Annotated in this window: 21 protein-coding genes and 1 tRNA gene; 16 read left to right on the plus strand and 6 right to left on the minus strand. The window is 57.6% G+C overall.

The genetic code is table 11. From position 1 onward, the window contains the following. The first annotated feature begins 6 nt into the window (after positions 1-6). From EP166_RS00055 to queF, 3 genes are read left to right on the plus strand one after another with little or no spacing between them, the layout of a single operon-like run. Positions 7-939 carry an ABC transporter ATP-binding protein gene (locus tag EP166_RS00055; RefSeq protein ID WP_127554791.1) on the plus strand — a complete coding sequence of 311 codons (933 nt, stop codon included), beginning with the start codon at positions 7-9 and terminating at the stop codon, positions 937-939. Beyond that, positions 936-1706, plus strand: a complete 771-nt coding sequence (locus EP166_RS00060; RefSeq protein WP_127554792.1) for an ABC transporter permease — start codon at positions 936-938, stop codon at positions 1704-1706. Before EP166_RS00055 ends, EP166_RS00060 begins: the two co-directional genes overlap by 4 nt. A 24-nt stretch (positions 1707-1730) precedes the next feature. Then, the gene (queF, locus tag EP166_RS00065; protein WP_127554793.1) at positions 1731-2561 is read left to right on the plus strand and encodes an NADPH-dependent 7-cyano-7-deazaguanine reductase QueF; all 831 of its coding nucleotides are present in this window, start codon (positions 1731-1733) and stop codon (positions 2559-2561) included. A gap of 655 nt (positions 2562-3216) precedes the next feature. Here the strand turns inward: queF and EP166_RS00070 are convergent. Further along, positions 3217-3304, minus strand: a tRNA-Ser gene (locus EP166_RS00070). Positions 3305-3441: 137 nt separating this feature from the next. Then, the gene (locus EP166_RS00075; protein ID WP_127554794.1) at positions 3442-4035 is read right to left on the minus strand and encodes a nitroreductase family protein; all 594 of its coding nucleotides are present in this window, start codon (positions 4033-4035) and stop codon (positions 3442-3444) included. A 107-nt stretch (positions 4036-4142) separates the two neighbouring features. Here EP166_RS00075 and EP166_RS00080 point away from each other — a divergent pair, with 107 nt between their 5' ends. Next, complete coding sequence (locus EP166_RS00080) at positions 4143-5639, plus strand: adenylate/guanylate cyclase domain-containing protein (protein ID WP_127554795.1); 1497 nt, start codon at positions 4143-4145, stop codon at positions 5637-5639. 49 nt (positions 5640-5688) lie between these two features. Further along, a complete protein-coding gene (locus EP166_RS00085; RefSeq protein WP_127554796.1) occupies positions 5689-7020 on the plus strand; it encodes an amidase family protein in 1332 nt (443 codons plus the stop codon). Positions 7021-7035: 15 nt separating this feature from the next. On the opposite strand, the gene EP166_RS00090 is transcribed toward EP166_RS00085, so the two are convergent. Further along, entirely contained in the window at positions 7036-8076 is a 1041-nt protein-coding gene (locus tag EP166_RS00090) for a GGDEF domain-containing protein (RefSeq protein ID WP_127554797.1), read from the minus strand. 207 nt (positions 8077-8283) lie between these two features. Here EP166_RS00090 and EP166_RS00095 point away from each other — a divergent pair, with 207 nt between their 5' ends. Continuing rightward, complete coding sequence (locus tag EP166_RS00095; protein WP_127554798.1) at positions 8284-9252, plus strand: DnaJ C-terminal domain-containing protein; 969 nt, start codon at positions 8284-8286, stop codon at positions 9250-9252. Next, complete coding sequence (locus EP166_RS00100) at positions 9249-9584, plus strand: chaperone modulator CbpM (RefSeq protein WP_127554799.1); 336 nt, start codon at positions 9249-9251, stop codon at positions 9582-9584. The genes EP166_RS00095 and EP166_RS00100 overlap by 4 nt, the downstream gene beginning before the upstream one ends. A gap of 5 nt (positions 9585-9589) precedes the next feature. On the opposite strand, the gene EP166_RS00105 is transcribed toward EP166_RS00100, so the two are convergent. Beyond that, positions 9590-10828 (minus strand): MFS transporter, encoded by a 1239-nt coding sequence (locus EP166_RS00105; RefSeq protein WP_127554800.1) that lies wholly within the window; start codon positions 10826-10828, stop codon positions 9590-9592. Between the two features lie 274 nt (positions 10829-11102). On the opposite strand from EP166_RS00105, the gene EP166_RS00110 reads away from it, so the two are divergent. Beyond that, positions 11103-12584, plus strand: coding sequence for a sensor domain-containing diguanylate cyclase (locus EP166_RS00110; protein WP_281276762.1), 1482 nt, complete (start codon positions 11103-11105; stop codon positions 12582-12584). Between the two features lie 4 nt (positions 12585-12588). Here EP166_RS00110 and EP166_RS00115 read toward each other — a convergent pair whose 3' ends face one another. Continuing rightward, positions 12589-13263, minus strand: a complete 675-nt coding sequence (locus EP166_RS00115; protein WP_127554802.1) for a hypothetical protein — start codon at positions 13261-13263, stop codon at positions 12589-12591. Between the two features lie 199 nt (positions 13264-13462). Here EP166_RS00115 and EP166_RS00120 point away from each other — a divergent pair, with 199 nt between their 5' ends. From EP166_RS00120 to EP166_RS00140, 5 genes are all read left to right on the plus strand, one after another. Beyond that, the gene (locus EP166_RS00120; protein WP_127554803.1) at positions 13463-14122 is read left to right on the plus strand and encodes a GntR family transcriptional regulator; all 660 of its coding nucleotides are present in this window, start codon (positions 13463-13465) and stop codon (positions 14120-14122) included. Further along, positions 14119-15009, plus strand: a complete 891-nt coding sequence (gene prpB, locus EP166_RS00125; RefSeq protein ID WP_127554804.1) for a methylisocitrate lyase — start codon at positions 14119-14121, stop codon at positions 15007-15009. Before EP166_RS00120 ends, prpB begins: the two co-directional genes overlap by 4 nt. A 102-nt stretch (positions 15010-15111) precedes the next feature. Continuing rightward, a complete protein-coding gene (prpC, locus tag EP166_RS00130) occupies positions 15112-16236 on the plus strand; it encodes a bifunctional 2-methylcitrate synthase/citrate synthase (protein WP_127554805.1) in 1125 nt (374 codons plus the stop codon). Between the two features lie 271 nt (positions 16237-16507). Beyond that, a complete protein-coding gene (gene prpD, locus EP166_RS00135) occupies positions 16508-17992 on the plus strand; it encodes a 2-methylcitrate dehydratase (RefSeq protein WP_127554806.1) in 1485 nt (494 codons plus the stop codon). Between the two features lie 72 nt (positions 17993-18064). Continuing rightward, complete coding sequence (locus EP166_RS00140) at positions 18065-18928, plus strand: alpha/beta hydrolase (protein ID WP_127554807.1); 864 nt, start codon at positions 18065-18067, stop codon at positions 18926-18928. Positions 18929-18962: 34 nt separating this feature from the next. Here EP166_RS00140 and EP166_RS00145 read toward each other — a convergent pair whose 3' ends face one another. After that, positions 18963-19724: a sulfite exporter TauE/SafE family protein gene (locus EP166_RS00145; RefSeq protein ID WP_127554808.1), complete on the minus strand. Its 762-nt coding sequence runs from the start codon at positions 19722-19724 to the stop codon at positions 18963-18965. A gap of 197 nt (positions 19725-19921) precedes the next feature. Between EP166_RS00145 and EP166_RS00150 the strand changes: the two genes are divergently transcribed. From EP166_RS00150 to EP166_RS00160, 3 genes are read left to right on the plus strand one after another with little or no spacing between them, the layout of a single operon-like run. After that, positions 19922-20620 (plus strand): energy-coupling factor ABC transporter ATP-binding protein, encoded by a 699-nt coding sequence (locus tag EP166_RS00150; RefSeq protein ID WP_127554809.1) that lies wholly within the window; start codon positions 19922-19924, stop codon positions 20618-20620. Further along, positions 20617-21249, plus strand: coding sequence for an energy-coupling factor transporter transmembrane component T family protein (locus EP166_RS00155; protein ID WP_164743765.1), 633 nt, complete (start codon positions 20617-20619; stop codon positions 21247-21249). Before EP166_RS00150 ends, EP166_RS00155 begins: the two co-directional genes overlap by 4 nt. Positions 21250-21258: 9 nt before the next feature. Further along, positions 21259-21810: a biotin transporter BioY gene (locus EP166_RS00160; RefSeq protein WP_127554811.1), complete on the plus strand. Its 552-nt coding sequence runs from the start codon at positions 21259-21261 to the stop codon at positions 21808-21810. The last annotated feature ends 182 nt before the right edge of the window (positions 21811-21992 follow it).

A 21992-nucleotide genomic window follows, 5' to 3' on the forward strand; every position in this document is an offset into this window, starting at 1 on the left:
ACTTTCATGACTAAAGCGCTCGAAATCCAACAGCTTCGCAAGGTCTATGACAATGGTTTTGTCGCCCTGAAGGGCATCGACCTGAGCGTTGAAGAGGGCGATTTTTTTGCCCTGCTCGGCCCTAATGGGGCCGGTAAATCGACCACCCTGGGCATCGTGTCCTCCCTCGTCAATAAAGGCGAGGGCAGCGTGAAGGTGTGTGGCTATGATCTGGCCACCGAGCGGGAAGCTGTAAAGCGCAGCCTCGGTGTCGTGCCCCAGGAATTCAACTTTAATTCGTTCGAGAAAGTGCAGGACATCGTTATCCAGCAAGCAGGCTACTATGGCCTCAAGCGCAAGCTGGCCGAAGCCCGGTCTGAAACTTACCTGAAACAGCTCGATTTGTGGGACAAGCGCGATGTGCCCGCGCGCATGCTCTCCGGAGGCATGAAACGACGCCTGATGATTGCCCGGGCGCTGGTGCATGAACCCCGTATGCTGATTCTGGATGAACCGACTGCGGGCGTCGATATCGAGATTCGCCGGTCAATGTGGGCGTTTCTGAAGCGGCTGAACAAGCAGGGCACCACCATTATTCTGACGACTCACTATCTGGAAGAAGCGGAAAGCCTCTGCCGCAACATCGCCATCATCGATAACGGCGAAATCGTCGCACAGGCACCAACGAAGACCTTACTGAAAGGCAAACAACGCTCGACCTATGTGGTCGACGTGCGTGGCACCGTGACCATTGCCCCTGACCTGGATGGTTTCAATAGCCGGCTGTTGGACGAGCACAGCATCGAGTTCGATCTGAGTCGCGAGCAATCCCTGAATGAGGTGTTTTCCCAATTGGAAGCCAAGGGGTTGGAGGTTGTCAGCATTCGACCGAAGACGAACCGGCTTGAAGAGCTTTTTGTTGATCTCACCACCCACAGCAAACAGGAGGCCGGCGCGTGAATCATCCGTACTGGGTCGCATTTTCGGCCATTGTTTATAAAGAAGTTCGCCGTTTTACCCGTATCTGGATGCAGACGCTGCTTCCACCGGCTATTACCATGGTGTTGTACTTCATTATTTTCGGCAATCTGATTGGTAGCCGCATCGGTACCATGGACGGTTACGATTACATGCAGTTCATCGTCCCTGGCCTGATCATGATGACGGTAATCACCAACAGTTACGGTAACGTCAGCTCCAGTTTTTTCTCGAACAAATTTCAGAAATCCATTGAAGAACTGATGGTCGCACCGGTTCCGAACTGGGTCATTATGCTCGGTTTCGTGGTCGGCGGTGTTGCCCGTGGGTTGGCCTGTGGCTTTATTGTGACACTGTTGAGTCTCTGGTTTACTGACTTGCAAGTACACAATGCTTTTGTGACGCTCAGTGTTATTTTGCTGACGGCGGTTGTCTTTTCAACCGCCGGTCTCATCAACGCGATTTTTGCCACCAAGTTCGATGATGTCACCATCGTGCCCACCTTCATTCTGACGCCACTGACGTATTTGGGGGGGGTATTTTACTCGGTGTCACTGTTGCCCGACTTTTGGCAATGGGTCAGCAAGCTCAACCCGATTCTGTACATGGTAAACACCTTTAGATATGGCATTATCGGGCACAGCGACATACCGGTGCTGGCGGCCTATGGCATGTTACTGATGTTTGTTGCCCTGCTGATGAGCTGGGCACTTTACCTGTTGCACACCGGGCGAGGCCTGCGCAGCTAATACGTTCGACCACGGAGACTGACCATGGCTACCCCTGAAGCTTCACCGCTGGGAAAGACCAGCGCCTACATCGATCACTACGATGCGAGCCTGCTGTTTCCGATAGAGCGACAGGGCAAGCGGGATGAAATTGGCATCGACTCGCAACAGCTACCCTTTCGTGGCGTTGATGTGTGGAATGCGTATGAGTTGTCCTGGCTGAACCATCGTGGCAAGCCGCTCGTGGCTATGGGTGAGATATTCATACCGGCCGAGTCACCGCGGCTGATTGAGTCGAAATCGTTCAAGCTGTATCTGAATTCGTTTAATCAGACCCGGTTTGACAGCCTGCGCGCCGTGGCCGAGCTTTTGGAGCGTGACCTGTCGGCAGCCGCAGGAGCACCGGTTCGGGTAACGCTGGTACCTCTGAATCAGATGGGCCACAGCGCAGACATCACCACGCTGCCGGGTGAGTGCCTGGATGAACTCGACATCGAGATTGAACACTACCAGACCAAGCCCGATTTGCTGCATGCGGATGCTACCCGGGATGTCGAGGAAGTGCTGCATAGCCACCTGCTGAAATCCAATTGCCTGGTAACCGGCCAGCCAGATTGGGGCAGCGTTGTGATTGACTACAGCGGCCCACGCATCGATCGTGAATCACTGCTGAAATACCTGATTTCGTTTCGCCAGCACAATGAGTTTCACGAGCAGTGTGTTGAGCGGATCTTTCAGGATTTAAGGCGGTATTGCGGCTGCAAGCGTTTGACCGTTTATGCACGGTATGTGCGGCGGGGTGGATTGGATATTAACCCGTACCGGTCGAATGATGAGGGGTTTGTGGTGGATAACCGGCGGTTGGTGCGGCAGTAAGCGTTTTATTGGTTAGGACTGTAACGGGCGGGTTCATCCATATCGCCCTAGCGGCCGGGAACCCACTAAAAAGCCCCCACTCCCTGCGGAGATGAGTTGGCACGGTAGCGGGGGCCGACCAGGGAGGGATTGGCCGGGGCACATCCGTGTGCCCCGCACTGCGTGCGCCTTTGGCGGCCCTGAACGCTCCTGGCGTTCAGTCGAACCGGAGGGTTCGTCCACACCGCCCGCACAACCAGGATTCCACAAAAAAGCCCCCACTCCTTGCGGAGATGAGTTGGCACGGTAGCGGGGGCCGACGGAGGAGGGATTGGCCGGGGCACATCCGTGTGCCCCGCACTGCGTGCGCCTTTGGCGGCCCTGAACGCTCCTGGCGTTCAGTCGAACCGGAGGGTTCGTCCACACCGCCCGCACAACCAGGATTCCACAAAAAAGCCCCCACTCCTTGCGGAGATGAGTTGGCACGGTAGCGGGGGCCGACGGAGGAGGGATTGGCCGGGGCACATCCGTGTGCCCCGCACTGCGTGCGCCTTTGGCGGCCCTGAACGCTCCTGGCGTTCAGTCGAACCGGAGGGTTCGTCCACACCGCCCGCACGGCCGAGATTCCACAAAAAAGCCCCCACTCCTTGCGGAGCGGGGGCTTTTTTGTGGAATCTGGCGGTGAGGGAGGGATTCGAACCCTCGATACGTTTCCGTATACACACTTTCCAGGCGTGCGCCTTCAGCCACTCGGCCACCTCACCATATCGGTTGTTTGCACAGCGGCAAACAACGGCGGCGAAGGTTATAGGATGGCTGGTGGTTTTGCAAGTTTTTGAGGTAAAACAACCAGTTAGGTCTAAAGTGGCGCGGTCTCTATGACCGCGCTGTGCGGGGTTGCTCAGGCCGGTAGTTGGCTGACGAAATCGGCGGGGTTTAGGGCTGGAATGGGCTTGTCTTCGCCTGAAGGCGTGCCGAGGTAGATGAAACCTACTATGTGGTCGGTTGCCGCCAGTCCGAGGGTCTGCTTGAGCGTGGGGCTGTAGGCCGGTGCACCGGTGCGCCAGACGGCGCCTATGCCCAGGGCGTGGGCGGCGTTGATCAGATTGGTGACGGCGGCGCCGGTGGCAAGTACCTGTTCGATAGCGGGTACTTTGGGGTGTTCACTTATCTTGGCCCAGGCGATCAGCACCAGGGGCGCCCGCAGTGGGCTGTTGAGGAGTTTCTGGTATTGCTTGTCGGTCAGGCCAGGGTCGTCTGTCCGGGCGCTGTGGGCCATGTGCTCACCCAGACGGGTGCGGTCGTCGCCACTGACGTCAATGAATCGCCAGGGGCGAAGCCAGGCGTGGTCTGGTGCTCGCATCGCGGCCCTGTACAGGTCGGCCATTTGTGCCTGACTGGGACCAGGGTCGGTCAGCCGTGGGTGTGAAACCCGCTGCTGTAGCAGGGCGAGTGCCGGCTGTGCCGGAGCTTTGGATTCGGGGTTTTGGGTCATGGTCCACTCAGTGATTTAACGCACATTTTCAGTTATCGTACCCATCTGATTCGTTTAACATAAGCCCCTGAGCCAACTGGGGTTGCTACGGGATGCAGAAACGGCACATGGCCACTGACAATAAAAAGAATGGCACACCCAGGCCGTCGGCCCCCATTCGCGGGCGTCGGGCAACAGACCCGAAAGGCAAGGTGCCTCCCCGGGGTACAGACACCCAATCGGTTGCCGATATTGAGCTGACTGATGATTTTACCGTGCTTCCGATCTCGGCCGAGTTCAATTCCCGCTCGTTGATCTACCTGACTCTGGCCGGCACCCTGGTGAGTATTTTGTATGCGGGCCAGATTTCCAATCAGTTCTCGATCATTGTCGGGTTCTGTTTGCTGTACCCAACTCTGATCCGCTTTCTCAGCCTTCCCATGCGCCGGCGCTTCCCGAAGCATGTGGGTTATACGCTGATGTTGTTCGATGCGTTTTTTATCGGTGCCATCCTGGTTGCTATGGGGTCACCGCTGGTACCAACCATGCTATTGCTGATCATGGCCAATGCCAGTTTCATTTGCGTGGGGCGAACCTCGTCGTACGTGCTGTGTTTGCTCTTTGTGGCGCTGGGCGCGGGGGTGATGTACTTCATCGAACCGCAGCCTGTATTCACTGAAACCACCGTGCTGACCAATGTTATTGCGGCCTTTGGCGCGGGCCTGCATGTCAGCGTGAATGCCTATTACACGGCGCAGCAAGCCCGTTACCTGAAAATGACGCGACAGGAGCTGCAGCGCCAAAGCCAGCAATATCGGGGGCTGTCTCAAAAGTTGTCGAAATACCTGTCGCCGCAAGTCTGGGAGACCATTTTTCGGGGCAAACGGGATGTGAAGCTGGAAACTCAGCGCAAGCGGCTGGTAGTGTTTTTTTCCGACATCAAAGGCTTTTCCGAGATTTCGGAAATGATGGAAGCTGAAGCGCTGACTGAACTGATCAACACCTACCTCACCGAAATGAGCCGTGTCGTCATGAAGTACGGCGGCACCATCGACAAGTTTATCGGCGATGCCATCATGGTGTTTTTTGGCGACCCGGAATCCAAAGGGGTGCGCAAGGATGCCCTGGCTTGCGTATCGATGGCGATCGAGATGCGCAAGCTGATGCGTATATTGCGACAGCGCTGGCGAGCGCAGGGCATACAGCACCCATTGGAAATTCGCATGGGTATTAACAGTGGTTACTGTACCGTGGGCAACTTTGGTGCCGAAACCCGTATGGATTACACCATTCTCGGCAAAGAGGTGAACCTGGCTTCCAGGCTCGAATCGTCTGCTGAGCCCGGTGAAATTCTGGTTTCCTATGAAACCTATGCCCTGATAAAAGACACCATTCTGTGCCGCGAGAAAGGCCGGATAAATGCCAAGGGGTTTTCCCGTCCCGTGCCGGTCTATCAGGTCGTCGATTTCCGCAAGGACCTGGGCGCCCGTCACAGTTACACCGAAGTGGATCTGGAAGGGTTTTCACTGTCGATGGACGTTGAAAAAGTGCGCAACTATGACCGCGACCGCATCATGGATGCCATCGATAAAGTCAAACAGTCACTCAACAATCTTACGCCCTGAGCGGGGCCGCCGGCGTTCTGCTCCGGTCGCCTGACCCTGGAGCCCTCTGATGTCAATTCAGTCTTCAACCGCACTGCAACTTGGGGAAGCCATAGCCCGAGGCGAGGTGAGCCCGGTCGAGTTGGCCGAACAAGCGCTCAAGCAAGCAGACCAATACCCCGCCGTTTATTTGAAGGTTCTTCATGACCGGGCTCGCCGCGAAGCGGAACAATCGGCATGGCGACAAGCGCATGGTTGTCGCCTGGGGCCTCTGGATGGGGTGCCGATTGCTTGGAAAGATTTATTCGATGTGGCCGGTGAAGTCACCACCGCCGGGGGGCGGGTGTTCAGTGAACCGGCCTCGAGGGATGCCGACATTGTGTACCGGGCCGGCCAGGCAGGCCTGGTTAGCATCGGCAAGACGAATCTGACGGAGCTGGCGTTTTCCGGTTTGGGCATGAACCCGCACTACGGCACACCGGATGCAACGCCTGGTAGCGGTAAACCCCGCGTGCCCGGTGGCTCCAGCAGCGGCTCGGCCGTTGCCGTTGCCAAGGGACTGGTTCCGGTAGCGGCGGGCACCGATACCGCCGGTTCGCTGCGCATACCCGCGGCTTTTAATGGATTGGTGTCCTACCGACCGACGACTGGCCAACACTCGACCCGCGGCGTGGTGCCCCTAGGGCGCAGCCTGGATACGCCAGGCGTCATCGCCCGTACGCTGGAAGACTGCCTGGCGGTGGATGATGTCTTTCGCAACCAGGTCTCTGAGCCTCGCTGGCCTCTGGCATCCGACCAGGTAACCGTCGTGCTGGATGAACAGGCACTGGACGATGACCGTCTGGAAGAGGCAGTCGGGCTGGCAACACGGCAGTACGCCGATCAACTGGAGTCGAGGGGCATCAGAGTGGTGCGCAAGGCCGTGCCGGTTGTCGGGCAATGTCATCAGCTAACCGCCCGTTTTGGCTGGCTGGGTGGGTTTGAAGCCCTGGCTGAATACAAGGAGTTGCTCGAGCGGGTACCTGCGGACCGGTTTGACCCGCGGGTTCGGGACCGGATTCTGGCGTTTGAACAACGCTCTGCAGCCGATGTGGTGTGGCTGTATCGTGAGCGGCGCGTTCTGCAGCAGGCATTAGAAGAGCAGTTGGGTTCGGCTGTGTTGCTGTCACCGACGGTGGCGCAAACGGCCCCGTTCCTGGCGCCCTTGTTGCAGGACGATGAGGCCTATCGGGCGGCCAATACAGCCTGCCTCAGGTTGAGTATGGTGGCCAGTCTGCTCGACAGCCCGGCTATTACAATGCCTGCCGGGGTTGATTCTCACGGACAGCACATCGGCGTTCAGTTGATGGGGCTTGCCGGTCAGGATGAACATCTAAAGCGAGTTGTGCTGACTTGCCAGTAAGAGAAACTGAAGCGGTCAGTGACCGCTATCTCCCGAGACAACACGGTTGCGCCCACTGGACTTGGCCTGGTATACCCGCTGGTCAGCGAGTTTCAGCGCTCGTTTGAATTCCGATTCGCCGTTAAACGCCGCCAGACCGGCGCTGAAGGTCAGGCCGATGTTGTGCTCATCGAACTGAAACCGGCGACTGGCGATGAGTTTGCGCAGTTCGTCGACGATCGGCAACGCCTCCGCTTCAGTCAGGCCTATCATCACCAGCACAAACTCCTCGCCACCCCAACGGCAGACGCTGTCGGATTCCTTCAAGTTGTTGCGCAGAACTTTAGCAAAGGTGGAGAGCACCCTGTCTCCCACATCGTGGCCATAGCGATCATTGACGGCCTTGAAATGGTCGATGTCGATCAGGGCAACAGTGGCCAATTGAGCAGTCTGTTCCCATTTTAACAGCTGCCGCTCCAGCCCAAGCCGGTTCATCAGGCCAGTCAGCGGATCGGTCAGGGAGTTTTTCCGGTGTACGTCAGCCGTGTGTTTTATCGCCAGGTAAGACTGCACGTGGGTCCATTCGATGAGCAGGCTCAGCAATACAATAAACAGCGTAGCAGCGATCAGGCGGGGCACGGCTTCCAGGGTATAGGGGTACAGCCAGGGCCAGTCGATCAGAATGGCGGCGATCAGCATCAGCGTGTACAGGCCACCCAGTATCTGACCCCAGCGCCAGCCAGCAATGACGATCATCATCGGGATCAGCGTAAAGGCAAAGTAGACGCCTGTGCCATCCTGTCCGCCAGAGACGGTCAAATGCAGGGCAAACAGGCACAGCACTAAGGCCAGTGCGACTCTGGCAAGGCGTGTCTGCTGGCGAACATGTGCGGTCACTACCAGGGTGGTGATGACGCAAATAACCAGCAGCAAAATCCAGAAACGGATCCAGATGCCCTGCCAGACGGCCAGCAAGGCAAAGGGCACCATGATCAAATTGCCGGAAACCGCGAAAAAGCGCATCAGCACCAGTGTGCGCCTCAGCTCGATTTGTTCTGGTGTACTACCCAATTGCACGCTGGAAAGGTCTCGCCTGTCTGTTTTGCAAACAATAGCATTCCAGCGATTAATTGAAAGTCATGCTGCAGGGTGAGGCTGTTTCACGACTCAGCCCGGTGTATTGCTGTTTTTGGCTTCAGAGGCTTAACTGTGGGGACTTATCCAGGGTATACCGCTATGCCAGTCGTCCGGCTGGTTCGATGATTCAGGAGCTTAGCTCAGATTATGGAATTTAAAGACTACTACAAGGTGCTGGGCGTTGCGGACAAGGCGACCCAGGCCGAGATCAAACAGGCCTATCGCAAGCTGGCCAGAAAATACCACCCTGATGTCAGCAAGGAAAAGGACGCCGAAGCAAAGTTCAAGGAGGTTGGAGAGGCCTATGAAGTCCTCAGCGATGCTGAAAAGCGGGCTGAATATGATCAAATCAGGGCTTTGCGCGCTGGCGCAGGTGGCCGCCGCTCTGCAGGCGCCGGTGCCGGCATGAGTGACGACGAAGCCAGCCGGCAATTCAGTGACTTTTTCAGGTCTGTCTTTGGCGGTGGCATGGCTGGAGAGGGTATGACGGGTAGCGGGTTTCGTCAGTCAGGTGCCAGCGATTGGGGACGTTCTTTCAGTCATCGCGGGCAGGATATGCATCACCGGTTGGCCCTGTTTCTGGAAGAGGCAGTGCAAGGGGTTCAGCGCACCCTGAAGCTGGACATGCCGGCGGCCGATGCCCGTGGGCAGATGTATCACAAAACCAAAACGCTGAATGTGAAAATACCGGCCGGCGTCGTTGCCGGACAGCGCATCCGTCTGGCTGGACAGGGTGGCCCGGGGCACAGCGGGGGAGCTGCCGGCGATCTGTTTCTGGAAATAGAACTGGCGCCACACCCTGTGTTCGCGGTCGATGGGCGAGACCTGTTGTTAACGCTTCCTGTTGCCCCCTGGGAAGCGGCGCTGGGTGCAAAGGTCGTAGTCCCGACACTCACCGGGCCGGTCAACCTGAGCATTCCCAAAGGCTCGGTGGGCGGCAAAAAGCTGCGTCTGAAAGGACGGGGCCTGGGTCAAAATCCAACCGGGGACCTGATCGTTACTGTGCAGTTGACCTTGCCTGCCCATCACTCGGCCAGGGCGGAATCGCTGTATCGGGAGCTGGCCGACGCGGAATCGGGGTTTAACCCCAGAAAATCGCTGGAGAAAGGGTTATGAGCAAAGACATCAACACCGTCATTATTGATGAACACCAATTGCATGAAACCGGGGTCTGGCTGAGCTTGAATGATCTATGCGAACGGTGCGGACTCAAGCAGACACTGGTGGTTGAGTTGGTGGAGCTGGGGTTGATTGCACCAGAAACCGTCGCCGCCGATCGCTGGCAATTTCAGGTGTCGGTGGTGCCGACTTTGCATCAGGCAGTTCGCCTCAAACGGGAGCTGGATCTCGACTGGCAAGGGGTGGCGGTGGCGATGGACCTGCTGGAAGAGTTGCAGGCGCTTCGTCAGCAGGTGTACTCCCTGGAGCGACAGTTGGGCGTCAGATAGGTTGATCAGACATTGGCAAACCGCCGGCGTTGCCGGGTAAGGTTCAGGCTGAACGCCAGAGCCAGGGCAGCCAGACTGACCAGAGTGGGGATCAGACCAAACCATTCCGACAGGCTCCCGATTACCAGGGCGCCGATGGCCGGGCTACCCATGCTGACCACGGTCCAGATACTCATGACACGCCCCCGGTACTGGTCATCTATCATCATCTGGATCAGCGCCTGGCAACCGGTACCGATGACCGTCATGGCCAGGCTGCACAGGCAGATAATGCCGATCAGCCACACCAGGCTGTTCAGCTTGAGCAGGGGTAGCAAAGCAGCCGAACTGATCACCAGAGCCAGCAGTACCAGTCGGCTGATGCGGGCAAGGTCGCCTCGCTGGCGTGAGACTATGACGCCGCCAATGATGGAGCCGGCACCGGCGACACCGGTCAACACGGCCAGGTTCTGCGCACTGCCGCTGGTCAGTTCACCGGAAATGGCGGGTAAAAGTTCAAGCACGGAACGGCCTACCAGGCCATTGGTTAGCGTCATCAGCAATACCAGTCGTACCAGTGGTGCCTGACGAATGAAGCGAAAGCCGGCGAGAAGGTCACCCAGCAGGCTGATACTGCGGTCCCGGGCAGCCGGGGCCACCCGTGGAACGCGCAACAGAAACGTCAGGGTACCGGAAAAACACAGGGCCGAGAGGGCAAAGGCAACCCCGACATTGGCAATGCTGATGATGCCGGCGCCCAGCGCCGGGCCGATAATTCGCGAGACATTGAAGGCGATGGCGGTCATTCCGATGCCACTGGGTAACAGGTGTCGGCTCAGAATTTTAGGGACCAGGGCCAGGCGCATTGGGTGATGGGCTGCGGTGACACACCCGAACGCCAGAGCAGACGTCAGCAACGCAGCGAGATTAATCGCATCCACGAAGAACAATAGGGCAATGGCAACGCAAATCGATGTGTTGAGTAACGCTGTGATAACGACGCCACTGCGCGGGTCGATGCGATCGGAAATCACCCCGAATATGGGTGACAACAGAAAGGTCGGGGCCAGCAGAATGGCACTGGTAACACCGACCCATAAGGGGGACAGCGTAACTTCCCACACGCTCCAGCCGATCAGAAAGCGGGCGATCCAGATCCCCAGGGTGGCGAAGCTGGTGGCAATGAAATAGTCCCGGAAAATCGGGGACGAGAGTGCCGAACGCGACGGTGGTTGCTTGGCAGAGTCGCCTGGATTACTTGTCATAGGGTGTATTTGGCTGGTGCACAATGGCTCCCGAGGTTTACATGAATTCAATAGGGTGGACAGCTTGCCCCGGCCTGGCGCATGGACCACACTGTACTCATTAGTATAACGCAGACGAGCTCTGCCAAGGGTGCAACGAAGCGTCTTCACAGGGCGGCTTTTTGAGGGCCGGGCCACTAAAGGCTGGTGCGTTAGGGCACGGAAGGCTAAGTAGCGATTCGACACTGGAGGTTTTACTCTGCCTACGTCTATTGCTTCAGCAACTCAGTATCGCCTGCCCAGGCTTACTCGGGTCAATTACACCCCGAGGGTTCTAGGGTTTGGTGCCACCTTCGTTGCTATTTCGTGGTTGACGCTTGAGCGAGGCTGGTCGTTCTGGAACCTGCCCGTCGCCGCGCTGTATTTTCTGGTTTACCCCCATCTTGTGTATTGGTATGACTACTGGCGCCGGTCGACTGTCAGCAGCGAGCGCCGTGCCATGATGTTTGACGGGCTGGTGCTGGGTGCCTGGTGTGCCCACATCCACTTTTCTGGCTGGATATCCTTTACCTTGCTGGCGGCTGTTATTCTTAACAATACCATGACCGGTGGTATACGCCAGTGCGCCTTGGCTCTGGTTTATTTTGCCTCTGGTATCGCTCTGGTAGCGTTACTCTCAGAGATCGCGTGGTCTCCAGAGGCCCCGCTGGGGATCAATGTGTTAACCATGGTCTCGCTTCAACTCTATATATTCAGCATCGCCTGGGTGTTTTATATCCAGAAAACGAGGCTGGTTGGCACTAAAAAGAACGCCGAGCAAAAGAACGTGATTTTTAGCGCCATGCTGGAGCTGAGTGATTTGAATGATCAGGTAGAGTCGTTCGAGTCACTGGTGGCCGCCGCACTGGATGTTTTGCAACGACTGTATCCGGACCAGTCGTTCGGTTTTGTTTTGAAAGACCCGCGGGAACACGATGAACTCTACTTTTCTGTCTTCACGCCAGACCTGGATGAGGAACAGCAGACCATTCTCAAGCGCCGTCTGGCCCGAATCAGAGAGCATCTGCCGCAAGGGTACTTTCTCAATACGACCGATCAGCACACCGGCAGTTTTGTGTTTCCCCTGCGTGAGCGCTTCGACCGGTTTCAGGGCTTGCTGTTGATACAGGGGGCAACCCTGCCCGAGGAGGAGCGTCAGGCACTGCAATTGCTGATCAAGCAACTGGGCACGGCGGTTGCCAACAAACTGTTGACGCTTGAGCTCAAGGCAGCTGCGGAGCGAGATGCGCTGACCGGAATCTACAATCGCGGGCATTTGGAATCGGAACTGGCCGAAGCGCAGAACCGCCTGAAAGTCGATGCCAATGACCACTTTTCCGTGATACTGATCGATCTGATCGGCCTCAAACCGGTCAACGATCAGTACGGGCATGCAGCAGGAGATGAGCTGATACGCTTTGTGGCCGATGCGCTAAAGGGCATCTGCCGCGATCAGGATCAGGTATTCCGATACGGGGGCGATGAGTTTGTGATTCTTTGTCGCAGTGAAGGTGAGAGTGGAGCCGCAGCTCTGATGCAGCGTATTGACCGCCAAGTAAAACAAAAAAACATCAGCCTGACCACCGATGACGGTACCCTGGTTGAAACCCCCATTCAAATGAGTGTCGGCCTTGCCAGCTCCGATCAGGTACCGCCGGAAGACGTATTGAAACTGGCGGATGAGCGAATGTATGCCGACAAGGAGCGCTGGTACCGCGAGCGCCAACGGTACCGCTGAGCTGCTATTCCAGCGTTAAATGCGAAACGTCCGGGGGCGGAGGCGGCGCTGTCCGATCACTGTCGACCAGTGTGACGCCCGGTTCATCCAGCGACAAACCGGACAGGTCGACCTGGGCCGGTGCCGGTCGTTCCAGGTTCTCCACCAGGGTGACCCCAGGTTCATCCAGTGACAGCCCTGAAATGTCGACCTGAACGGGAGCCGGGCGTTCCGGGTGTTCAACCAGGGTGGCGCCCGCCTGCGCAAGGCTAAAGCCGGTAGTATCGACTGCTACCGGCTGAATGTCCCTGTGTTCGCCGATGTCGCTTCCCGCCGGCAGGACTGTCCAGTCGGAGGTGCTACCGGGCTCTGTTGCCGGCTGGTTAACAGAGCCGGCGTCGGAACCCTGTTGTTGCGATGCTGAAGCGGATGCACCAGAGCGCGCGGCTCCTGCCGGTATGGACGCGCCCATGGGCACGATAATCGGCTTGGCCCCGATCTTCTCAAGCGCGGCCTTGTACTTGGCCGCCGTCGGCCGGTCGACTTTTAGTTTGACCGGTTGCGGCTTGCCGGAAAAAAACGCCTCCAGTCGGGCGGGGTCAGTCTTGAACAGCTGAGCCATATCCGCTTTCACGAAGTCGGCATAAAACCCCTCGAGCAGATCGCCCCGGAAATAGATGTCGTAACGCGCTTCGCTCATGGTGCTGGTCCTGTCACTGGGAGCCTGTGGGCAGTATAGAGGATTACGGGTTTTGGTGTCAGTGACCCCGGCCACAGTCTCTCTGGTGCCCACCGGGTCATTGTTGGTCGTCCAATAGTCTTATTGTTTACAATTTAGGTTGAAAGTACGGCGCTATAACCGTTTAATGGGCTAAATATCCTTCTATTGTAGACAATCTATGGAAGCACGCACTCAGGTCGACCGCATTTACCAGCAATTGCTGGAAGCCATCGTGCGCGGCGATATCGCGCCCAATGAAAGGTTGCGCGAGTCGGAGTTATCGACTGAACTGGGCATTAGCCGCGGCCCGCTGCGTGAGGCGCTGCATCGTCTGGAAAGCCGTCGTCTGGTGCGCAAAGTGCCGCACGTCGGAGCCCAGGTCGTCGGTGTGGATCGTCAGGAGCTGATCGAGCTGTATCAGATTCGGGAAAATCTTGAGTCGCTGGCTTGTGAGCTGGCGGCAAAGCACATGACCGACGAGGCCCTGCAGGAACTGGGCGCAGTCCTCGTCCGGCACGAACGCTACCTGGATGACCAGAACGACCAGTTTTACATACAGCAGGAAGGGGATCTGGATTTTCATTTCAACATCATTCAGGCCAGCGGTAATCGCTGGTTGATCAGCCTGCTGTGTGATGAGCTCTACCAGCGAGTGCGCATGTTTCGGTTTCAGTCCGCACACCGGCGCGGGCGACCCCGGCAGGCGCTGGAAGAACACCAGCGCATCTTTGAAGCACTGCAACAACGCGACGGCGAACTCGCCTCGTTGCTGATGAAACGACACATTCGCTCGGCACGCCGGGTACTCGAACAAACGACTGAGGAGACTCTGCTATGAAGGCTGCAACTACAGCCGGCCGCCGCTTCCGCGAGGCCCTTGCGGCACAAACCCCCTTGCCGATCGTTGGCACCATCAATGCTTACACGGCCATGCTGGCAGAACGGGCCGGTCATTCGGCCATCTATTTGTCGGGCGGTGGGGTGGCCAATGCCTCCTTTGGCTTGCCCGACCTGGGTGTCACTACCCTGAATGATGTTCTGGAAGACGCGCGGCGCATAACCGGCGCTTGTGACCTGCCACTGCTGGTCGATATCGACACCGGGTTCGGCGGTGCCTTTAACATTGCCCGCTGCATTCGTGAGATGGAACGGGCCGGGGTGGCGGCCATTCACATTGAAGACCAGGTGATGCAAAAACGCTGTGGTCACCGGCCCAATAAAGCCATCGTCAGCCAGGCGGAAATGGTCGATCGGATCAAGTCCTGTGTGGATGCGCGTCAGGACGATGACTTCTTCGTCATGGCCCGCACCGATGCCTTCGCCCAGGAAGGTCTGCAAGCGGCCATCGACCGTGCCCGGGCTTGCGTCGACGCCGGTGCGGATGGCATTTTCGCTGAAGCCGTCCACACCCTGGATGACTACAAAGCATTCGCCGATGCCATGGATGTGCCCATTCTGGCAAACATTACCGAGTTCGGACAAACCCCTCTGTTTAACCAGAAAGAGCTGGCCGACACCGGCGTTGCCTTGGTGCTGTACCCGTTGAGTGCTTTCCGTGCGATGAGCCTGGCGGCACTGGAGGTGTATCAGAGCATTAAAGTAGAGGGCGATCAGAAGGCCGTCGTCGACATGATGCAAACCCGAATGGACTTGTACGACGTGCTGAACTATCACGATTTCGAAGCGAAGCTCGATGCCCTGTTCACTGAAGGCGGCGCTCGCTAGCAGGGGCATTGGGCATTCTGTGAGCCCTTTTATTGAGGGCATAAAACGGTTTCAGAACGCACTATAAAACACAGACATTACGATACGTACAGGAGGCTGATCATGGTGGACAAACCCGTATCCGGAGCCGGACTTCGCGGCCAGGTGGCCGGAGAAACCCGGTTGTGCACGGTCGGTAAAGAAGGCAGTGGCCTGACCTACCTGGGCTACGATATTCAAAGCCTGGCCGACAATGCCCAGTTCGAAGAGGTCGCCTATTTGCTGCAATTTGGTGAATTGCCAACGGCCGAACAACTGACCGATTATGCCAGCAGTCTGAAAGAAAAACGCGAACTGCCGCAGGCATTGCTCGAGACGCTGGAGCGCATTCCGGCCAGTGCTCACCCAATGGATGTGATGCGCACTGGCTGTTCCATGCTGGGTGTGCTGGAGCCCGAGCACAGCTTTGAAGAGCAGGATGCCGAGATCGTGCGCATGCTGGCCGCCTTTCCGGGAATCATCTGCTACTGGTACCACTTTTCGCATTTCAATCGTCGTATAGAAACGTTCAGCGAAGCCGACAGCATAGCCGAGCATTTTCTGACCTTATTGCATCAGAAAACTCCCGATCCGGTGCACATTGCAGTCATGCACGCATCGCTGATTCTGTATGCCGAGCATGAATTCAATGCCTCAACCTTTGCCGCACGCGTCGCCGCCAGTACTCTGACGGATATCTACAGCGCGGTGACCGGTGCCATTGGTACACTGCGAGGGCCTTTGCACGGTGGCGCCAACGAAGCGGCGATGGCGATGATCGAAGGGTTTAAAGATCCGGACGATGCCGAAAAGCAATTGCAGGGCATGCTCTCGCGCAAGGAAAAAATCATGGGCTTTGGCCATGCGGTTTATCGCACCAGCGATCCGCGCAATGCCATTATCAAAGCCTGGGCAAAACGGCTTGCCGACCAAAGTGGCGACAGCCATTTGTACGACATTGCTGAACGGTGCGAGACGGTCATGTGGGACGAGAAAAAACTTTTTCCAAATGCCGACTTTTTCCACGCACCGGCCTATCACGCCCTGGGAATTCCAACACCCTTGTTCACGCCCATTTTTGTAATGGCTCGAGTCAGTGGCTGGACGGCGCACATAAAAGAGCAGCGCGCCAAAAACCGTATTATCCGACCGAATGCGGATTACGTCGGCCCGGAAATGCGTGATTTTGTGCCGTTGGAAAAACGTTAACTGATCTCAGCAGAAACTGAACTTTGGTGGCTAATGCCAGTTTCGGAATTCGGTTCGTCTAGAGGGCACTGGCCCGCGCCAGCTACCGCGTATGCCTCTGTGGGGTCGGCGTAGATCCCTCCATGGAGCCTAGACCGCAGCATCCTTGCTGCGGACTACCCCACAGAGGCACACCCGGTAGCCGCCGCTCGTCACAACAGCGAACTCCAAAACTTAGATTGTTAGCCTCATTTTGCATTTACTTTTTTTTTATTAGAAACAGGACCCGACCATGAGCTCCAACGTAGACCTGAACAACCGCCCTGAATACGACGACGTCTTGCAAGCCATTGCCGATTACGTACTCGACTACAAAATCGACAGCAATGAAGCCTGGGATACCGCCCGTAACTGCCTGATGGACACGCTCGGTTGTGGCCTGCTGGCGTTGCGTTTCCCTGAATGCACCAAACACCTGGGGCCTATTGTTGAAGGTACCGTTGTGCCTAATGGCGCGCGCGTACCGGGCACACAGCTGCGGCTCGATCCGGTGAAAGCCGCCTGGGATATTGGCGCCATTGTGCGCTGGCTTGACTACAACGACACCTGGCTGGCCGCCGAGTGGGGCCACCCCTCGGACAACCTGGGCGGTATTCTGGCCGTGGCCGATCACCTGTCGCAGGTGCGGGTCAGTCAGGGTGAAGCGCCCTTGACCATGGACGCCGTACTCGAAGCCATGATCAAGGCGCATGAAATTCAGGGCGTGCTGGCTCTGGAAAATTCGTTTAACCGTGTGGGTCTGGATCATGTGGTGCTGGTAAAAGTCGCCTCTACGGCGGTGGTGGCCAAACTGATGGGCGCGAATCGTGAGCAATTGCTCAGTGCGCTGTCTCATGCCTGGGTTGATGGTCAGGCGCTGCGCACCTACCGCCATGCCCCCAATGCCGGTTCACGCAAGAGCTGGGCGGCGGGTGATGCCACGAGCCGGGCAGTGCGTTTGGTCGACATCGCTCTGCGCGGCGAGATGGGCATTCCCGGTGCGCTGACCGCGCCGCAATGGGGGTTTTACGATGTGCTGTTTAGTAAAACCAACAAGGATCAGCAAGTTAAACCCGAGGCCGACCGGTCGTTCAAATTTCAGCGCGACTACGGCAGCTATGTGATGGAGCAGATTCTGTTCAAGATCAGCTTCCCGGCTGAATTTCATGCGCAGACGGCCGCCGAGGCGGCCGTTACCCTGCACCCCCAGGTGAAAGACCGCATCGATGAGATCGATCGCATTGTGATCACCACGCATGAATCGGCGATTCGCATCATCAGCAAGGTTGGCCCGCTGGCGAACGCTGCCGACCGCGATCACTGCCTCCAATACATGGCGGCGGTGCCTCTGTTGTTTGGCAACCTGGTGGCCGAGCAGTATGAAGATGAGTTTCACGCGGCCCATCCGGAAATTGATGCCTTGCGAGAGAAAATGGAGATCGTTGAAGACCAGCGCTACAGCGCCGAGTACCACGCGCCGGACAAGCGTTCCATTGCCAACGCCATTCAGGTCTTTTTCAAGGATGGCAGCAGCACCGAGCAGGTCGCTGTGGAATACCCGATCGGCCACCGTCGTCGCCGTGCCGAGGGCATTCCATTGCTGGAGCAGAAATTCCGGGCCAATCTGGCCACCCGTTTCCCGGCAAGCCGCACCACAGAAATATTTGAGTTGTGCAAGGATGCCGAGCGCCTGAAGAAAACCCCGGTGCACCGCTTTATGGACTTGATGGTGATCTAGCACTCCAATACGCATCCGGATTCGTCCGGAGAGCGTAGAGTAGATTAGATACGCAATTTCAGGTTCCTCTCGATGTTTCTGCATGCTCTGGCCGGTACCTGGCGGTACCGGCCTTTTTTTTGGCTGGCTCCCTTAATGCTCTTGCTGAGCGGGTGCGCCTTGCCTGCCCTTAATCTGATTACCCCTCACCACGGCTATGAGCGCACCGTTGACATTGCCTATGGTGGCCAGTCCCGCCAGCGGCTGGATCTATACCAGCCAACCGAACCCGAAGCGGGCGCCCCTGCGCTGATCTTTTTCTACGGCGGGTCCTGGCAGGAAGGTTACAAAGGCGGTTATCGCTTTGTGGCTCAGGCGCTGGCCGATGCGGGGTATCGGGTTGTGGTGCCGGATTATCGGCTGTACCCGGAAGTAACGTTTCCAGCCTTTGTCGAGGATGGCGCGGCGGCCGTTGCCTGGGCGGTGAGAGAAGGCCTGGCTGATGACGGACTGGTATTAATGGGGCACTCGGCCGGTGCACACATCGCCGCCTTGCTGGCGCTGGATAAGCAGTACCTGAACACGGTCGGTGTTGAGCGTTCGCAGATTCTCGCCTGGGTCGGGTTGTCCGGCCCCTATGATTTCCTGCCACTGTCGGACCCGGATTTAATCGACCTCTTTGGCGGAACCGACGGAATTCCCCAAACACAGCCGATCAACTTTGTCAGCGCCGATGATCCGCAGGCGCTGCTGATCGACGGGCTCGATGACACCATTGTTCGCCCGCGCAATCTGCCCAATTTGGAGCAAGCCTATCGTCAAAATGGTGTACCGGTTCAGACGCACCGCTATGAAGGCGTCAATCACAACGATACGGTCGCCTCGTTTTCGGTTCGCTTGCGTGACCGGTCACCGGGGTTTGACGATACGTTGGCCTATCTGCGAAAGCTTCAGTGACAAGCCCAAAACCTGGCGAACCGGGTGGCTGGATTTATAGCCAGACAGCCGCCGCGCTGGCCGCCAGCGTCATGATCAGTAAAAACCATTTCATGGTGCGCTGACTGACGTTGATCGCCAGATGTACGCCGAGTTGCGCGCCGATCATGGTGCCGACCGCCAGCACCAGACCCGGCACCCAGGCGACCTGACCCCGGGCGATGAAGATCACCAGCGACACCGTGGTAAAGGCAATGGTGCCGAGCAATTTATAGGCGTTTGCCTTGACCAGGTCATAGCGCAGGGCGCCTGCCACTGCAGCGATCAGTAAAAACCCAACACCCGCCTGAACAAAGCCCCCGTAAACACCGGTTAAAAACAACCCCCAACGCGCTCTGGGGCGTTGCTTGACGGTGTAGGGCTGTTCATCGGGGCCGGGAATCACAATGCTGGGCCGCACCAGCATAATCACGGCCAGAGTAATCATGGTGATCAGCAAAATGGGTTTGAGCAGGGTGTTGGGTAGAAAGGAGGCACAGGCTGCTCCGACGGCCCCGCCGGCCATCATCGGAATCAGAATCGCCTTGCTGTCGTCGGTATCGAGCCTGCCCTTGGCGTGAAAGCCGCGCAGCCCGACGATGCCCTGCAGAAAAACCCCGACTCTGTTGGTGGCGTTGGCCACGTCGGCGGGCATCCCCAGCGCCATCAGAGCGGGTAGGGTGAGGTTAGAGCCGCCGCCTGCCATCACATTAATGATACCGGCCAATAAGCCCGTCGAAAGCAGCAGGGCAATGAAAAAGGGGGTGAGTTCGTACATCGGTCGTCGCGTCCCAAAGAGTGATGCACAGTGTACCGTATTGGTGCACGGACGCAGTGCCGGCTTTGGCAACGCAGTGTTGTTCAGCGCAATAAGGTTAGATTAGGTTAATTTATAATCATTTGATAAATGCCGGGGTTCTATTATTTTTCAGTTTGGTATGCTCCGCATCAAATTTGAACCAGGCCCGACACGGCATGACCCTGACCATTGAGCTGAACCAGGTTACTCTGAAGCGCGACGATCAAACCGTGCTGAGCGACCTCAACTTGACGCTGAGCGAGCGCCGTATCGGCCTGATCGGCAATAATGGCGCGGGCAAAAGTTCACTGGTGCGCCTGTTTAATGGCTTGCTTCAACCCAGCCAAGGCCGCTTGCAGGTGCGGGGCCATAACCCGGCCGACGGGCCTGAAGCCATGGCCGATCAGGTTGGCTTTATCTTTCAGAACCCGGATCACCAGCTGATTTTCCCCACCGTGATTGAGGAGCTGATGTTCGGGCTGCGCAATCAGGGCCTGAGCAAGGCAGACGCGCGCAAACGTGCCGAGCACTGCTTGCGCGAACACCGCCGGCTCGACTGGGCCGAGCGACCGGTGCACTCACTGTCGGAAGGTCAAAAGCAGTGGGTCTGCATCATGGCGGTGCTGGTCATGAACCCGGCCGTGTTGATTCTGGACGAACCCTTTTCGGCGCTGGATCTGCCCACCCGTCAGTTTCTGACCGACTGGCTGCTGGGTTTGCCGCAACAACTGATCATGATCAGCCACGATCTGGACGTGCTGGCCGCGTTTGACCGGGTACTCTGGCTGGAACAGGGCCAGGTTCAGGGCGATGGCGACCCAGAGACCGTCATTGCCGATTACCGGACCGCATGCAAAGAAGCGTTCAGCTTATGATGACGCTCTACGTGCATCGTCAATCCTGGCTGCACCGGCAGCCAGCCGGGCTAAAATTACTGGTACTGATGGCAACCAGCGTCGCGCTCTATGCTCTGACGTCTTTGTGGACTGCCGGCGCGGCGCTGATCGCCGTCATTCTCGCGTACCGGAGCCTGGGGCCGGCCGGCTGGACATACCTCTGGGTGGTCAAACCGCTCCTCCCAATGTTCATTCTAATTTTCGTGGTGCAGACCTGGAGTCAGTCTGTCAGTGCCGCCATTCTGATGCTGCTGCGCATGCTGACGCTGATCTGGCTGGCCAACCTGGTCACTCTCACCACCCGGATGGACGCCATGATGGATGCGGTGATGCCCATATTGTCGCCCTTCAGGCGCGTCGGTGTGGCGCCACACCGTATTGCCTTTACCGTGGCGTTATTCGTCCGTTTTGTACCGGTATTGATGGCGGTGTTGAACAGCCTGCTCGAGGCCTGGAAATCGCGTGGCGGTGGCCGCGCGGTCTGGCGCCTGGCGATTCCCATGCTGATCAATGCCATTCGCATGTCCGATCACGTTGCCCAGGCTCTGGCAGCCCGGGGCGGTGTGCGATCCCCCGAAACCCCTGTTTCAATGGTTCAACCCCAATAGGAGATAGCAGTGAAAGACCAAGCCCTTGTGCAAATGGCCTTGTACGCCGCCCTCGTCGCAGCCCTCGGCCTGATTCCGCCTGTGCCTTTTGTGACCGGCATTCCCATTACCGCACAAACGCTGGGCGTGATGCTGGCCGGGGTGATGCTTGGCCCGAGGCGCGGCTTTCTGTCGATGCTGTTGTTTGTGGGTGTTGTGGCTCTGGGGGCTCCTTTATTGTCGGGTGGGCGTGGTGGACTGGGTGTCTTTGCCAGCCCCACTGCGGGGTTTATCATCGGGTTTCCGGTGGCGGCACAGGTGGCCGGCTATGTGGCCCGCCTGCTGCAGCGTCAGTCGATTCTGATCGCGGCCGGTGTTGGCGCGTTCGTGGGCGGGATTCTGGTGCTCTACGTCTTTGGTATTGTTGGTTTCAAGTTGGTGACGGGCAGTGAGTGGCTGCGTTCGGTACAGGTCATGGCCGTGTATGTGCCCGGTGACAGCGTCAAAGTCGTGTTAACAGCGCTGGTGGCTCAAGCGGTTTACAAAGGGCTTCCCGGGGCAGTGGCTACCCGACAGGCTTAATACACACGTTTCGGAGTTCGGGTTGGCTGTATCGCCTAGAGCCCGCGACGGATGTCAGGGCTGCTCCTGCGGGGGCGCCGTAAATACACCGAGACGTCGGACCGCCCTGTAGGCTTAACTTCGGGATATGAATCCCATCCCTGGGATTCACCCTCCGGGCTCGCTGAGCTCATGCTAAAACG

Source organism: Saccharospirillum alexandrii, from assembly GCF_004000275.1.
Taxonomy (GTDB): domain Bacteria; phylum Pseudomonadota; class Gammaproteobacteria; order Pseudomonadales; family Natronospirillaceae; genus Saccharospirillum; species Saccharospirillum alexandrii.